We start from the raw sequence: 14,964 nt of genomic DNA, 5'->3' as shown, positions 1-14,964 counted from the left end.
AGTGGGCGCTGATGACTGCTGCGAAACTCGACGCGATCGACCTCAAAATCCTCGACGCCATCCAGCGCGACGGGCGCATCACCAAGCTGGCGCTGGCCGAGCAGGTGGGGCTGTCGCCGACGCCGTGCTGGATGCGGCTGCGCAAGCTGGAAAAGGCCGGCATCGTCTCGGGCTATCACGCAAGGATCGCCATGCGCGTCGTGGCGCCGGTGGCCACCGTGCTGATGGAAGTGACGTTGGCCAGCCACCGCCAGGCCGATTTCGACCGCTTCGAGCGCGTCATCCGCGATATCCCCGAAATCGTCGCCTGCTGGTCGGTGGGCGGCGGCGTCGACTATGTGCTGAAGGTGATGGCTCGCGACATCGACGCCTATCAGCGGCTTGTCGACGGCTTGCTCGACCGCGAGATCGGCATCGACCGCTACTTCACCTACATCGTCACCAAGACGGTGAAGGAAGAGATCGCACTTCCCATCACCGAGTTGCTGCCGGTGTCGCCGTAGTACCGGAGAAATCGTCTGCAGAGGCTTCACAATAGAGAGAATCTCTCTACTTCAAGACACCCAAATAGCCTCTCTGTCTGCCCACGACCGATAGTCTCCCAGGATCAGACCGAACCGGGAGGCTTCGACCATGTCCGCGCATTTCGCCCGCTCGCATCGCCACGAGGCGCTCGACCGCCTCGCCGACCGCCGTCTGCTGCGCGAACTCGCCTATGTCGACGGCCACTGGACGGCGAGCGAGGCCGCCGAAAGCTTTGAGGTCACGGATCCGGCGACGGGAAGCACGGTCGCTTTCGTCGCGGCGCTGGATGCACGGCAAACGACAAAAGCAATCGATGCCGCCGCGCGCGCTTTTCCGGCCTGGCGGTCGCTGCTGCCGCAGGAGCGGTCAAGAATCCTGCGAAAATGGTTCGAGCTGATCATTGCCGCGAAAGACGACCTGGCATTGCTGATGACCCTGGAACAGGGCAAGCCCTTGCAGGAATCGCTCGGCGAAATCGACTATGCCGCCACTTTCGTCGAGTGGTATGCGGAGGAAGCCAAGCGCCTCAACGCCGAGAGCGTCACCAGCCATCTGGCGAACGCGGAAATGATGGTGCGGCGCGAGCCGCTCGGCGTCGTCGGCATCGTCACGCCGTGGAATTTCCCCTCGGCCATGCTGACCCGCAAGGCGGCCGCCGCCCTTGCCGCCGGCTGCACCATTGTCGCGCATCCGTCCTCGGAAACGCCGCTGTCGGCGCTGGCGCTGGCCGAGCTTGGCGAGCGCGCGGGACTGCCGGCTGGCGTCTTCAACATCGTCACCGGCAAGGCCGCGACGATCGTCGGGCGGATGTGCGAAGACGCACGCGTCCGCGCCATGAGTTTTACGGGCTCGACCGAGATCGGCAGGCTGATTGCCGCGCAGAGCGCGCCGACGATGAAGCGGCTGGTGATGGAGCTTGGCGGCCACGCTCCGCTCATCGTGTTTGCCGATGCGGATCTCGACAAGGCGGTGAGCATCGCCATCGACGCTAAATTCGCCACATCGGGCCAGGATTGCCTCGCCGCCAACCGCATCTACGTCCAGCGGCCGATCCACGATCGCTTCTACGCTGCCTTCGCCAAGCGGATCGAGGCGCTGCGGACCGGCAATGGCCTTGACGACAAGACCGACATCGGGCCGCTGATGCATGAGCGCGCCGTCCAGAAAGTCGAGGAGCAGGTCGCCGATGCGCTCGCCCATGGCGCGCGTTGCCTTGCCGGCGGCAAGCGACACCAGGCCGGGCCGCTGTTCTACCAGCCGACGCTGCTGGCCGACGTTTCCGACGCGGCGCTGATCATGCGCGAAGAGACTTTTGGGCCGGTCGCCGCGGTGACGCCGTTCGACAGCGAGGACGAGGTTGTCGAACGTGCCAATGCCACCGAATATGGCCTGGTCGCCTATGTCGTGACCGAGAATGGCGCGCGCCAGCAGCGCATGGGCCGCGCGCTCGACTACGGCATGGTCGCCATCAACCGGGTGAAGATCACCGGCGCGCCAATTCCCTTCGGCGGCGTCAAGCAGTCCGGCATCGGCCGCGAGGGTTCGCGCCACGGGCTCGAAGCGTTCACCGATCTCAAATATCTCTGCCTGGACGTCGCATAAATCCGTCCGGCCATCCCTCAAGGAGACCAAAATGCTCGACCAGTCCAACGAACTCAACGCCTGGGATCGCGACCACTTCTTCCATCCCTCGACGCATATGGGCACGCACGCGCGCGGTGAATTGCCGACCCGCATCATGGCGGGTGGTGAAGGCGTCACCGTCTGGGACAACAATGGCAGGAAGAGTATCGATGCCTTTGCCGGCCTCTATTGCGTCAATGTCGGCTATGGCCGCCAGAAGATCGCCGATGCAATCGCCACCCAGGCGAAGAACCTCGCCTACTATCATGCCTATGTCGGCCACGGCACCGAGGCCTCGATCACGTTGGCCAAGATGATCATCGACCGCGCGCCGAAGGGCATGTCGAGGGTCTATTTCGGCCTCTCCGGCTCGGACGCCAACGAAACCAACATCAAGCTGATCTGGTACTACAACAATGTGCTGGGCCGGCCGGAAAAGAAGAAGATCATTTCGCGCTGGCGCGGCTATCACGGTTCGGGCGTGATGACCGGATCGCTGACCGGGCTCGACCTGTTCCACAACGCCTTCGACCTGCCGCGCGCGCCGGTGCTGCACACCGAAGCGCCGTATTATTTCCGCCGCGCCGACCGCTCGATGAGCGAGGAGCAGTTCTCGCAGCATTGCGCCGACAAGCTCGAGGAGATGATCCTGGCCGAAGGCCCCGAAACCGTCGCCGCCTTCATCGGCGAGCCGATCCTCGGCACCGGTGGCATCGTGCCGCCGCCTGCCGGTTACTGGGAAAAGATCCAGGCGGTGCTGAGGAAGTATGATGTGCTGCTGGTCGCCGACGAGGTGGTGACGGGCTTCGGCCGACTGGGCACCATGTTCGGCTCCGACCATTACGGCATCAAGCCGGACTTGATCACCATCGCCAAGGGCCTGACCTCGGCCTATGCGCCGCTGTCGGGCGTCATCGTCGCCGACAAGATGTGGCAGGTGCTGGCCGACGGTTCCGACAAGCTCGGTTCGCTCGGCCATGGCTGGACCTATTCAGCGCACCCGATCTGCGTTGCCGCCGGTGTCGCCAATCTCGAACTGATCGACGAGATGGATCTGGTGGCGAACGCCCGCGAGACCGGCGCCTATTTCCGTGCCGAGCTCGCCAAGGCCGTCGGCGGCCATAAAAATGTCGGCGAGGTGCGCGGCGACGGCATGCTGGCGGCGGTCGAGTTCGTCGCCGACAAGGACGACCGGGTGTTCTTCGACGCTTCGCAGAAGATCGGGCCGCAAGTGGCGACAGCGCTTGCCGCAAGCGGCGTCATTGGCCGCGCCATGCCGCAGGGCGACATTCTCGGCTTCGCGCCACCGCTCTGCCTGACCCGCGAGGAGGCCGACATCGTCGTCTCGATGACGGCGGGCGCGGTGAAAAGCGTGTTTGCCAATCTTTGAGATCGACGATGAATGCCATGACCGGAACCGTCCCCGCCACCATGGCCGCCGTGCTGCTCACCGGGCATGGCGGACCGGAAAAACTCGTCTACCGCACCGATGTGAAGGTGCCCGCGCCTATCCCGGGTGAGGTGCTGGTGAAAGTCGGCGCTTGCGGGATGAACAACACCGACGTCTGGGTGCGCCAGGGTGCCTATGGTACCGAAGAGGATGCCGCCGCCGTGTCGACCTGGCGGCGCCAGGGCAACACGCTTGTTTTCCCGCGCATCCAGGGCACCGACACGGTTGGCACCATCGTTGCCGTTGGCGACGGCGTTTCGCCGGACCGCATCGGTGAGCGGGTGATGGTCGATTTCTCCATCTACAACCGCGACGACGATTCACTGGCCGACATAGACTATATGGGCCATGGCCGCGACGGCGGTTACGCCGAGTATCAGACCGTGCCTGCTGAGAATGCGCATGTCGTCCACACGGATATGAGCGACGTCGAACTCGCCACTTTCTGCTGCGCCTACCTGACCGGCGAACAGATGCTGGAACGCGCTGGCTTAAAAGCCGGCGAGCGCGTGCTGGTCACCGGTGCCTCGGGCGGCGTTGGCTCCGGCATCGTGCAATTGGCGCGGGCGCGCGGCGCCATTCCCTACGCCGTCGTCGGCAAGGGCAAGGAACAGGTGGTGCTCGACATTGGCGCCGAGGCCGTCATCACCCGTGGCGTCGCTGACTTGCCACGGGCCGTGGCTGAAGTGACCGGCGGCCGGCCGATCGACGTGGTCGCCGATCTTGTCGGCGGCGCGATCTTCAACGACCTGCTGCGTATTCTGCGGCCCGAAGGCCGCTACACCACGGCCGGCGCGATCGCCGGGCCGGTCGTGCAGCTCGATCTCAGGACCATGTATCTCAAGCAATTGCAGTTGCATGGCTCGAGCCAGGGCACGCGCGCGGATTTCCGCCGGATCGTCAGCTACATCGAAGCGAAAAAGATCCGGCCACTGGTCGGCGGCGTCTACAGGCTCTCCGATTTTCACCGCGCACAGGCCGACTTCGTCGCCAAGGATTTCGTCGGCAAGCTGGTGGTGGTACCTGATGCCGTGGCGGAACGGCCGGCGTAGTTTCCTGGCCCCTCGCTCTAGCCACCTTCTGCCGCTGTCCCAATGGGAATGGCTTGCAGTCGTGTCTGCGAGCCGTCACAAACGGCGACGCCCGTAGTCATACTGGTCCGGGCATCTGGTCGCGGGATACAGGCGAAACATGACAGGCCGAATGATATTGCTCGATGCCAGGCCGCTCGGCGTGGCCGACGTCGCCGAGATCGCACGCCGCAACGCCCGGCTGATGCTGGGCGAAGAGGCGATGCGCCGCATCCGGGCGAGCCGCGCGCTGATCGAGCATCTGACCGGGCTTGGCAAGCCGATGTACGGCGTCACCACGGGCCTGGGCGCCTGTGTCGATACGCCGCTCGCACAGGCGGACCTGATCGCCTTCCAGCACAGCGTGCCGCTCAGCCACAGCATGGGCATCGGGCCGGCCTTGCCGACAGAAGCGGTGCGAGCGATGATGACCGCGCGCATCTCGGGCATGGCCGCCGGCGGCACCGGAACCTCCGAACGCGTGGTCACGGGCCTTGTCGCGGCGCTCAACGCCGCCGTCCATCCGGTGATCCCGACCTGGGGCTCGATCGGCGCGGCCGACCTTGCCCATCTCGGCCATATGGCAAGGTCGCTGCGCGGCGATGGCGAGGCGGAATTCCAGGGCAGGATCATGCCCTCCGCCGAGGCGCTTGCCTTGGCCGGGCTCGATCCGCTGGACCTGCGCGAGAAGGACGGCCACGCCATCATCGTCGCCAACAGCCTGTCGACCGGAACGGCGTGCCTGTGCCTCGAAGACGTCGCCCATCTCATCGACTGGGCGCTGGCCGCCGTGGCGCTCAACTACGAGGCGTTTCGCTCCTCCCTCACCGCGATCGACGAGCAAGCGCTGGCCGCACGGCCGGCCTTCGGCCAGCGCGAGATCGGCGCGCGGTTGCGCGCGGAGCTGGCGGGAAGCGGCTTGTGGAAGGACAAGGCGGCACGGCGCTTGCAGGATCCGCTCAGCTATCGCTGCGTGCCACAGGTCTGGGGCGGCCTGCTCAATGCGTTCGAACAGGCACGGCTGGCTACCGAGATCGAACTGACCCATTCGGGCGACAACCCGGTGATCCTGGCCGACGGCGAACGGGTGATTTCCAACGGCAATTTCGACCTGACGGCGATGACGCTCGCCTGGGAACAGCTCGGCCAGGCACTCGCGCATTGCGCGGTTGGCACCGCCAACCGCTGCATGAAGCTGATGTCGCCGACAACAGCCGAACTGCCGCGTTTCCTATCGGCGAGAGGCGGCAGTCGTCAGGGCTATGCGGAACTGCAGAAGCCCTTGTCCGCGCTGGAAGCCGAAATCCGGCACCTGGCCAACCCCATGTCACTCAGCCCGCTCGCCGTTTCCGACGGCATCGAGGATCAGTCGTCGATGGCGCCCAGGGTGGTGGCCAAGACCGCCGAGATCATCGAGCGCATGCGCTATCTCGTGGCGATGGAGCTGATCTTCGCTGCGACGGGTGTGGAGTTGCGCGGTGTCGTCGACAGCATGGGCGAAGGGCCGCGGCGCACCTTCGCCGCCGTGCGCGCGCTCGTCAGCCCGCTCGATGACGACCGCGAGATGAGCACCGACATGACGCGGATGGCGCGGATGGTGGCCGGTCCCCGGTACTGAGCCGACGGCCGGTCCGCCACGATCGGTATCCCGATCTTCCGGCGCGAATCCTAGGCGTCAAGCAACCAACGCGCGCGGTCCGCCCACCAGGGCTATCGGTGTGGTCGGTCGTTGCAAAACTCATCTTCGGCGTCACAAGTGGCGCATGCAATGCATCAAGACATTAAAGAAGAGATGTCGCGAAATTGCTTGCCGATATGGCATGATCATATTAGAAATAACAAATACGTTCTTCCATGAGGTAAAATAACGGAACCTGCGCTTGGCTAGCGCAAGCACTGCGAAAGTATCCGAGGAGAGCCAAGGCCCGAGTATGCGGTTCGCAGACAAGAATGTGCCGCCCTGGAGTGAATTGCCGAATGTTTGCCTGACCTGACACCCCTGATCCTGTCTGGGAGGAGCCCATGGCCAACACCTACAAGGTCCATTTCGTCAGCAATCGGAACCCCATCGTGAACAGCCAAGGGCGGATCACCGGCTTCGGCCCCAATCTCAGCCAAGCTCAAGGCGTCGATATTCGCTACGGAGAGGTCCAGGTGACAGTCACCGGAGCTCCCAAACAGGGCAAGATCGTGCCTGGCACCCTGCGTGTGTATGACGAGAAGATACTCGTCGAGAAGGGCAAGGCTCAAATTCGTGGAAGCGACCAGATGTTTTCCGCGCTTCATCCGGCGTTCGTTTCGGCAAAGACGATCATCTTGTTCGCGCACGGCTTCTTCAACACCTTTTCCGACAGCGTCGAACGCGCGGCGACGATCCTCAGCTTCTACGGAATACATGCCGAGATCATCGTCTTTAGTTGGCCCTCTGCCGGCACATTGATCGGCTACCAGCATGACCGGGCAACATCACGACAGAGCGGTCCGGCCTTTGCCCGGGTTATCCGCAGGCTAGCGACGGAGCTTGCCGGGCTTTCCTCGACCGCGCCGCGTCCGACTGTTCACCTGCTCTGTCACAGTATGGGAAACTATGTGCTGCGTTTTGGCGTTCAGGCATTGCTGGCGCAACCGCAAGATACAAAACCCGGCGAGACCCAACCGGCCGTACCGGCGACGCATCTTCCGACCATCTTCAATCAGATCATTCTCGCCGCAGCCGACGAGGATTCCGACGCGTTCGACCGGCAGGACAAACTGAAGGCGCTGCCCGACCTCGGGCGTGGGGTTACCGTCTACTACACCCACGAGGACTGGGTGCTGACCTTCTTGAGTGCTGGAATTGAATTCAACGGCCCCCGGCTTGGCGCCGGAGGCCCTGACAACATGGCAACCATCAGCGACAAGGTGAGTGCGGTGGACGTGAGCGACGTTGTTCCAGCCGAGCTCAACATGGATAGCCATCAATATTATCGGCTCTACACGCCAGTGCGCGACGATGAAGTCGCAGTACTGGCAGGTCAAGCGCCCGACAAGATCCGCAACCGTGCAGCGACAGGCGTTCCACACCGATATCGGATCGAGCCTACGGTGGGTTAGATATTGAAGATTGCGGCGGAGTGTCTCGTTCGGACCTGCTGCCGTGATAACCCGCTGCGGCAGGTCGAGCCTATTGGTAAGGGCCTCGGAGGTTGAGTTTCTCGGCCAGGAGGCAGAAGCGGTCGATCAGCCGGACAAGTTCTTCGCCCTGCTCAGTGACCATCTTGCCGCGCTCTGTGGGCGGCGCATCCGACAGAGCCTTCCACAGCCGGCTTTGCCGATCACAGACATCCGCCAGTTCGGAGCAGTCGCTGGCAGTCAATTTCAAAAAATGATCCGCCGTCACCGGTCCGATGCCTGGGGGCGTTGTCGCCCCAAGCGAGAGATAACCCGGCGGCACGGTGCCTTTGGCATTGGTCACCGATTTGCGGCAGATGACATCGAACAGCTGGTCGACAGCCTGTTTGGCGCCGGCAACGCGCGACGGATGGTCCGTATCGGCTGCCGCATGGGGCAGAAGTTCAAGTTTTTCGCCGTGCCTTTCGACGAGGTCGAGATAAGGCAGCATCGGGCCGGAAAGACGTCCAGTCGAGTCATCCCTGAACAGATCGGCATCGATGGCGGCGTGGCGCACCCGCCCTGCGTCCAGCGCCTCGCCAAGCGCTGCGACGTCGACAAGCTCGCCGCGATCGTAGTTGACCAGCACCGCACCCTTGTTCATGCGGGACAGTACCTCGGCGCCAATGAGCCCGGCATTGGCGTAGCGGCCCGTCTGCGCGTCCTGCTTGCCCAGGCCGACATGGACGCTGAGCACATCTGCACCTTCAGCCGCGTCGGAAAGATCCGCCGCGAAGGCAAAGCCCTCGGCTTCTACCCAGTCGCGGTGCCGTGGCCTTGCATGGATCACCACGCGCATGCCGAAGGCACGGGCGAGCTTGGCCACCTCGCGGCCGATATTGCCGTAGCCGATGATAGCGATCGTCTTGCCTTCGAGTTTTTCGGTCGGGAAATCACGCAACTCCCTGCCAGTGTCGAAATCGCCGCGTGCCACCCGGTCGTGAAGCAAGCCGACAGGTAGATCCGGCAGCACTTTCAGGATCGCCTTCATCACCATCTGTGCGGTGGCGCGGCTGTTGATGCCGGGCGTGTTCATCAGCACCGCGCTGCCGCCCTCGCCGCTGCCGCCACCCCAGGAGCGCGAACCCATATTGCCGGTGCCGGCGCCGATCCGCACACCGGCCAGCGCAAAGACGGTCTCTGCGGGCAGGAAGGTCGCTGCGGCGATGACGGCGTCGTAGCGTCCGTCGCCGGCGGCCTCGACCAGCTCCTCGCGGGTGCTGAGATCCGGCTGGTAGAAGAAATGCACCCGGCCCCGCTCGAGGCCCGCTTTGTCGCCAAGCGCGGACAAATGGAAGCGGCCGCCCTTGGCTTCGATATGGGCGCGCACTTCGCTGGGATCAGGCTTGCCGTCAGGTCCGAACCGCAGGCCGACCAGATCACAGATCAGCACGGTGTAGATCCCCTGCGGATCGATCGGCTCTACGGCCTGGGTATTGGTGTTTGCGGTCACGTCGTTTCCCCATGCAAGAACGGAAAGGTCTGCCGGTGCGGCAGCACGCTCTGAAATCAGAACCTATCCGCCCGGAAGGGCGTCAGATCGATCGCCGGCGGCAAACCGGCGGCGAGTTGCGACACGATCTTGCCGGTGACGGCGCCGCCGATGAGGCCTTGATGGCCATGGCCGAAGGCATGGATGACGTTCTTGGCCCGCGACGCCAGACAGCCCTATCTAGAGACTGGGTCCTAGCTTGATCGGGCTGCCGTCGCTGAACCGCGATTGACGGAACCTGTGAAGATCATGCCCGATCTCGTTTCCCTGGACGAGGTCGGACACGACGCGGCCCATGCCAGGTCCGATGCCGAAGCCATGACCGCTCATCCCGGTGGCGATGACGAGACCCGGAATTTCGGCGGCACGATCAACGACCGGCACCACATCCGGCATCGCATCGATCATGCCCGCCCAGCTCGCCTTGATCGGCACCGTCTTGAACTGCGTGAAAAGTGCCGCGAATTCGCGCTCGATATCGCGCAATGCCGAGGCTTTGGGGGCGGGATTGAGGATGCGTATCCGTTCGAACGGGCTTTCCTCGTCCGCGTTCCATCGGCGTGGCGTTGACCAGCTGTCCGGATAGCCTCGCGGCGCCGCCGGCAGGTAGGAAGTGCCAAAAGGATTCGCCATCAGGGCGGGAACAAATTTGGTCGCGTGACGAAAGGCGTCAGGCCCGACATACAGCTGACTGGTGCCTCCCGATGCCAGCGTGTAGCCGCCATCCTGCCTGCGCCGGAATGCGATATGTTCGTCGGCCACGGCGCCCGAATGGATCTCGGGCATGGGTCCGGTCGCGGCGACGGTCGCCCTGACGCTCAGCTGCGGGATGGAGACGCCGTGGGCGCGCAGGAAGAGCGACGTCCACGCACCGCTCGCGACGACCGCGCTCGAGGTGGCGATACGGCCCTGCTCGGCCCAGACCCCGCTAACGCGTCCAGCCGATATGTCGAGCATGCGCGCCGCACAATTCTCGATGATGGTGACGCCCTCCCGGGCGGCGAGGCGGGCAAGCGCGGGAACCGCCACCCAAGGCTCGGCGCGCATGTCCGACGGGGTGGTCATCGCACCCTTGAAAGAGCGCGACATGGCTGGGATCAGCCTGGCCGTCTCACCCTGGTCGAGGAGACGCGTGTCGACGCCGTGTATCTCTGCGATCTTCAGGAACTTGGCGAAGCCGGCCATCTCCTTGTCGGTTCGCGCGAGATAGGTGACGCCCGCCTGCCTCAGCCCGATGTCCTCGCCGCATTCCTCGGCCAGTTGACGCCAGAGGCGCTGCGCTTCGATGACAACAGGCAGTTCATCGGCATCGCGACCTTGCTGCCGGATCCAGCCCCAGTTCCGCGACGATTGCTCGCCGGCGATGCGGCCCTTTTCCAGCAATGTCACCGAAATGTTGCGTCGCGCCAGGAACAGGGCCGTGGTCACGCCGATGACGCCACCACCGATGACCACAACCTCCGAAGCCTTCGGCAACGGCGATTGAAACTGGATCGGCATGGCATCGGTGAAAGGAAAACTTGTCAAGGAAGACTGCCCTCTTGCTATTCACGGCGGCGTCGGCCCTCGCTGCTGGACCTGGCTGCTTCCGTGTCGGCGACGCGTGACAGAATTGATAGTCCGTCAAGGCTGGGTCGAGCTGGAGAATCTGCGCGTCAATGCAATGAATTGTTTATGCCAGCGAATGTCGCCTCGACACCCCTCACATGACGTTTTGGCGACAAGCCGCAAGCGCCCGCGACGACCGATGGCGGCATTGCCTGTCAGGCACAGTGCGATGCCGCTATTGGCCCCTTGAAGGGTCAAGTCGGACACGCGTAACATCACGCCATCAGAACTGAGTCTGCTTCATTCGTCCGGGCTAATGTCCGGATTGGATTGGATATTTTCCTTGCCTACGGATGCAACCAGCGGCGCGGCGAAGCGCGGCAAATCGTTTGCCCATGTGGCGGAAGCCTCCTGGGGCAAGGGCCTCAGCACCTTGCTGCGCATCGTGCGCATGACGCTGCGCCATCCCTGGCAGGTCGCCATCACGCTGGTCTCGACCTTCATCGCCGCGACGCTGCAGCTTTTCATCCCACGCCTGCTGGGACGCGCCATCGACCAGGCGCAAGGCGTGATCGCCGCGGGCGCCGGCACCGCGGCAGAACAGGCACTGTGGCACACGGCGCTGACCCTGCTGGTCGTCAGCATCCTGCGCGGCCTCTTCACCATGGCGCAGAACTATTTTGGCGAGGCCGTCGGCCATCAGACCGGCTATGAATTGCGGCTCGCCTTCTACGAGAAGATCCAGCGGCTGAGCTTCTCCTTCCACGACAAGGTCCATACCGGCGACCTGATCACGCTCGGGCTGCTCGATCTCGACGGCGTGCGCATGTTCTTTTCCACAGGCATCCTGCGCGTGGTGCTGCTCGGCGTGCTGATCGGCGTCGGCGCCTATCTCTTGATAAGCACCGATCTCGTGCTCGGCCTGCTCAGCCTCAGCTTCGTGCCGTTCGTCGCCTGGCGTTCCTCGGTGACACAGCTCAGATTGCGCAGCACCTGGCTGACGCTGCAGGAGCGGCTGTCGGTGCTGAGCCGGGTGATGGACGAGAATCTTGGCGGCATCCGTGTCGTGCGTGCCTTCGCGGCGCAGCGCCATGAGCTCAAGAAATTCGACCGCGCCAAGCAGGACGCGCTGGAGCTGGCCAATCAGCGCGTCGACATCCGCGTCGCCAACACCAGCGCCATGAACTTTTCCTTCCTGGCCGCCATGGGGCTGGTGCTGTGGTTTGGCGGCCAGAAGGTGATCGCGGGCCAGATCAGCGTCGGTACGCTGGCGCAGTTCCTCACCTTCATGACCATCCTGCAAATGCCGGTGCGCCAGCTTGGCCTGATGGTCAATTCCTTCGCGCGCGCCTCGACCTGCGGCACGCGGCTGTTCGAACTGCTCGACACCGAACTCGACATCGAGGATGCGCCCGACGCCAGGGAGCTCGTCATCACCGATGGCGTGCTGCGCTTCGATGATGTCGGCTTCCGCTATGAGGGCGCGGGCGGCCGTCCGACCCTGTCCGGCATATCCTTCGAGGCGAAGCCCGGCGAGACGGTCGGCATTGTCGGCCCGCCGGGCAGCGGCAAGTCGACCATCGCGCATTTGATCCCGCGCTTCTACGACGTCACCTCCGGCGCGATCACCATCGACGGCCAGGATATAAGCAAGGTCACGCTGCAATCGCTGCGCAAGGTAGTCGGCGTGGTGCAGCAGGATGCGTTCCTGTTCACCACCTCGATCGAGAACAACATCGCCTATGGCAACCCCTGGGCGCGCGAGACCCGCATCGGACAGGCCGCCGAATATGCGCAGTTGCACAACTATATTATCGGGCTTCCGGCCGGCTACACCACGGTCGTCGGCGAGCGCGGCGCCTCGCTTTCCGGCGGCCAACGGCAGCGCCTGACCATTGCGCGCAGCCTGATGCTGCGGCCATCGGTTCTGGTCTTCGACGATTCCACCGCGGCAATCGATGCCGGCACCGAGCAGCGTATCCGCGCGGCGATGAAGCGCTTCGCCAAGGATCGCGTGACGCTGATCATCTCGCACCGGTTGAGTTCGCTGATGCATGCCGACCAGATCCTGTTCGTCGAGGGCGGCCGCATCGTCGAGCGCGGCACGCATGAGGAACTGCTGGCGCTGGGCGGACGCTACCGCGCGCTTTACGACCTGCAGCTGCGGCCGGACGACGACCGGCTCGAGGGAGCCGCATGATGTCGACGCAGGACGACGACGAGAAGGACGACAAAAGCGGGCGGCCGACCAAGGCCGTCGTCGGCTCGCATCGCGACGAGGAAGAGGTTTTCGGCAAGGCCTATGATCCGCGCATCGTCAGACGCATCTGGAGCTTCGTCAGACCCTATCAGGGCCGGATCTTCATCTCGGTGGCGGCGGTGCTGGTGTTCACGCTGACGCAGCTGGCGATCCCGCTGGTCATCCGTTACGCCATCGACCACGGCATGGCTCCGGGCCGGCTCGACCGCTCGGTGATGATCTCCGCGATCGTCACCTTCACCGTGATCATCCTGATCAACTATGCCGCCAGTTATGTGCAGGAAAGCGTCGTCGGCAAGGTGGCGGAGAACGTGCTTTCCGACCTGCGCCGCGCCATGTTCAGCCATCTGCAGCTTGTGTCGCTCAGCTTCATGGACAAGACCGAGGTCGGCCGGCTGATGTCGCGCCTCCAGGGCGACGTCAATTCGATGCAGGAATTCCTCGAGACATCAGTGATGTCGGTGGGCGACATCGTGCTGCTGTTCGGTATCGTCACCGTTCTGCTGTGGCTCGATTTCCGGCTCGGACTGCTGACGCTGTCGACCATGCCGATGCTGTTCATCGTGCGGCTGTTCTGGCTGCCGCGCGCCAAGGTCGCCTTCATGGCGGCGCACGAAACCAATTCCATTGCCAACGGGGCACTCGCCGAAGGCATCCATGGCGTGCGCACCGTGCAGAGCCTGGAACGCCAGCACGTCAATTTCGACCTCTATGACGAAAAGGTGCTGGCCAACCTCAACGCCCATCTGCGGTCGGCTCGATACGCGCAGGTGATGGTGCCGATCGTCGACACGCTGACTGGCATCGCCATGGCGACGGTCATTGTCGTCGGCGGTTCGATGGTGCTGTCGCACAGCCTCGATGTCGGCGTCATGGTGGCGTTCCTGTTCTACATCCAGCGCTTCTTCGACCCGATCCGCTCGCTCACCATGCAGTACAGCGTCATGCAGCGCGCCATGGCTTCGGGCCAGCGCATCTCCGAAGTGCTCGACGTGCCGGTGGATGTCAGCGACAAGGACAATGCGGTGGCCTTGTCGCGCGATACGGACGGCTCGGTCGAGTTCAGGAACGTCACCTTCGGCTATCGGCCGAACCAGCCGGTGCTGAAGAACATCTCCTTCCGCGTCAATCCTGGCGAGACCGTCGCGCTTGTCGGCCCGACGGGATCGGGCAAGTCGAGTTCGATGGCGCTGGTGCACCGCTTCTACGATGTCTGGTCGGGGCAAGTCGTTGTCGGCGGTCACGATGTGCGTGACCTGACGCAGGATTCACTCGGCGACCAAGTGGCCATGGTGCTGCAGGAGCCGTTCCTGTTCTCCGGCACGGTGCTGGAGAACATCCGCTACCACAAGACATCAGCCAGCCGCGAAGAAGTGGTTCGCGCGGCACAGGCCGTCGGCGCGCACGACTTCATCGAGCAACTACCCGGCGGCTACGATACCGAGCTCGAACAGCGCGGCGGCAACCTCTCGCTCGGCCAGCGCCAGCTCATCAGTTTCGCGCGCGCGCTGGTCGCTGACGCCAAGATCCTGGTGCTCGACGAGGCCACGGCCAGCATCGATTCCTACACCGAGATGCTGATCCAGAGGGCGCTGATCACCCTGCTGGAGGGCCGCACCGGGCTGGTCATCGCCCATCGACTCGCCACCATCCGCGGCGCCGACCGCATCATCGTGCTGCAGAATGGCGAGATCGTCGAAAGCGGCAACCACGAACAGCTGATGCTGAGGAAGGGCCTCTACGCCCGGCTCTACAACATGAACTACGCTTCGTTCGACGACATTTCCGAAGAAGAAATGGGAATGGACGCGGCGCTCGGCAAAGCGACGTGAGCGGTGCGGGCGGG

10 protein-coding genes are annotated in these 14,964 nt (G+C 63.9%); 8 read left to right on the top strand and 2 right to left on the bottom strand.

Going from position 1 to position 14,964, the window contains the following annotated elements; genetic code table 11:
* The first annotated feature begins 11 nt into the window (after positions 1-11).
* From ACLGL5_RS16285 to ACLGL5_RS16260, 6 genes are all read left to right on the top strand, one after another.
* Entirely contained in the window at positions 12-503 is a 492-nt protein-coding gene (locus ACLGL5_RS16285) for an Lrp/AsnC family transcriptional regulator (RefSeq protein ID WP_027046564.1), read from the top strand.
* A 130-nt stretch (positions 504-633) separates the two neighbouring features.
* Positions 634-2,127 carry an NAD-dependent succinate-semialdehyde dehydrogenase gene (locus ACLGL5_RS16280; RefSeq protein WP_069091553.1) on the top strand — a complete coding sequence of 498 codons (1,494 nt, stop codon included), beginning with the start codon at positions 634-636 and terminating at the stop codon, positions 2,125-2,127.
* Between the two features lie 31 nt (positions 2,128-2,158).
* Positions 2,159-3,538, top strand: a complete 1,380-nt coding sequence (locus tag ACLGL5_RS16275; RefSeq protein WP_494372938.1) for an aspartate aminotransferase family protein — start codon at positions 2,159-2,161, stop codon at positions 3,536-3,538.
* Positions 3,539-3,546: 8 nt separating this feature from the next.
* The gene (locus tag ACLGL5_RS16270; protein ID WP_069091551.1) at positions 3,547-4,650 is read left to right on the top strand and encodes an alcohol dehydrogenase family protein; all 1,104 of its coding nucleotides are present in this window, start codon (positions 3,547-3,549) and stop codon (positions 4,648-4,650) included.
* Between the two features lie 139 nt (positions 4,651-4,789).
* Positions 4,790-6,286 (top strand): HAL/PAL/TAL family ammonia-lyase, encoded by a 1,497-nt coding sequence (locus tag ACLGL5_RS16265; protein WP_069091550.1) that lies wholly within the window; start codon positions 4,790-4,792, stop codon positions 6,284-6,286.
* 404 nt (positions 6,287-6,690) lie between these two features.
* Positions 6,691-7,761, top strand: a complete 1,071-nt coding sequence (locus ACLGL5_RS16260) for an alpha/beta hydrolase (RefSeq protein WP_069091549.1) — start codon at positions 6,691-6,693, stop codon at positions 7,759-7,761.
* Positions 7,762-7,831: 70 nt separating this feature from the next.
* Here the strand turns inward: ACLGL5_RS16260 and ACLGL5_RS16255 are convergent, their stop codons facing one another.
* Positions 7,832-9,271 carry an NAD(P)-dependent oxidoreductase gene (locus tag ACLGL5_RS16255; protein WP_069091548.1) on the bottom strand — a complete coding sequence of 480 codons (1,440 nt, stop codon included), beginning with the start codon at positions 9,269-9,271 and terminating at the stop codon, positions 7,832-7,834.
* Between the two features lie 219 nt (positions 9,272-9,490).
* A complete protein-coding gene (locus ACLGL5_RS16250) occupies positions 9,491-10,837 on the bottom strand; it encodes an NAD(P)/FAD-dependent oxidoreductase (protein WP_069091547.1) in 1,347 nt (448 codons plus the stop codon).
* Between the two features lie 337 nt (positions 10,838-11,174).
* Here ACLGL5_RS16250 and ACLGL5_RS16245 point away from each other — a divergent pair, with 337 nt between their 5' ends.
* Together ACLGL5_RS16245 and ACLGL5_RS16240 are read left to right on the top strand one after the other, a co-directional pair.
* On the top strand, positions 11,175-13,058 hold the full coding sequence (locus ACLGL5_RS16245; protein WP_494372937.1) for an ABC transporter ATP-binding protein: 1,884 nt from the start codon (positions 11,175-11,177) through the stop codon (positions 13,056-13,058).
* A complete protein-coding gene (locus ACLGL5_RS16240) occupies positions 13,058-14,950 on the top strand; it encodes an ABC transporter ATP-binding protein (RefSeq protein ID WP_083246665.1) in 1,893 nt (630 codons plus the stop codon). Before ACLGL5_RS16245 ends, ACLGL5_RS16240 begins: the two co-directional genes overlap by 1 nt.
* Positions 14,951-14,964 lie beyond the last annotated feature (14 nt).

It is taken from the genome of Mesorhizobium sp. U510, assembly GCF_059180695.1.
The sequence above is the reverse complement of the archived record's forward strand: the minus strand, read 5'-3'. Positions and strand labels throughout refer to the sequence as shown.

Coding starts and splice junctions, on each gene's coding strand:
- ACLGL5_RS16245 (WP_494372937.1), top strand. CDS start 11,175: ATGTCCGGATTGGATTGGATATTTTCCTTGCCTACGGATGCAACCAGC.
- ACLGL5_RS16270 (WP_069091551.1), top strand. CDS start 3,547: ATGAATGCCATGACCGGAACCGTCCCCGCCACCATGGCCGCCGTGCTG.
- ACLGL5_RS16280 (WP_069091553.1), top strand. CDS start 634: ATGTCCGCGCATTTCGCCCGCTCGCATCGCCACGAGGCGCTCGACCGC.
- ACLGL5_RS16260 (WP_069091549.1), top strand. CDS start 6,691: ATGGCCAACACCTACAAGGTCCATTTCGTCAGCAATCGGAACCCCATC.
- ACLGL5_RS16265 (WP_069091550.1), top strand. CDS start 4,790: ATGACAGGCCGAATGATATTGCTCGATGCCAGGCCGCTCGGCGTGGCC.
- ACLGL5_RS16240 (WP_083246665.1), top strand. CDS start 13,058: ATGTCGACGCAGGACGACGACGAGAAGGACGACAAAAGCGGGCGGCCG.
- ACLGL5_RS16285 (WP_027046564.1), top strand. CDS start 12: ATGACTGCTGCGAAACTCGACGCGATCGACCTCAAAATCCTCGACGCC.
- ACLGL5_RS16275 (WP_494372938.1), top strand. CDS start 2,159: ATGCTCGACCAGTCCAACGAACTCAACGCCTGGGATCGCGACCACTTC.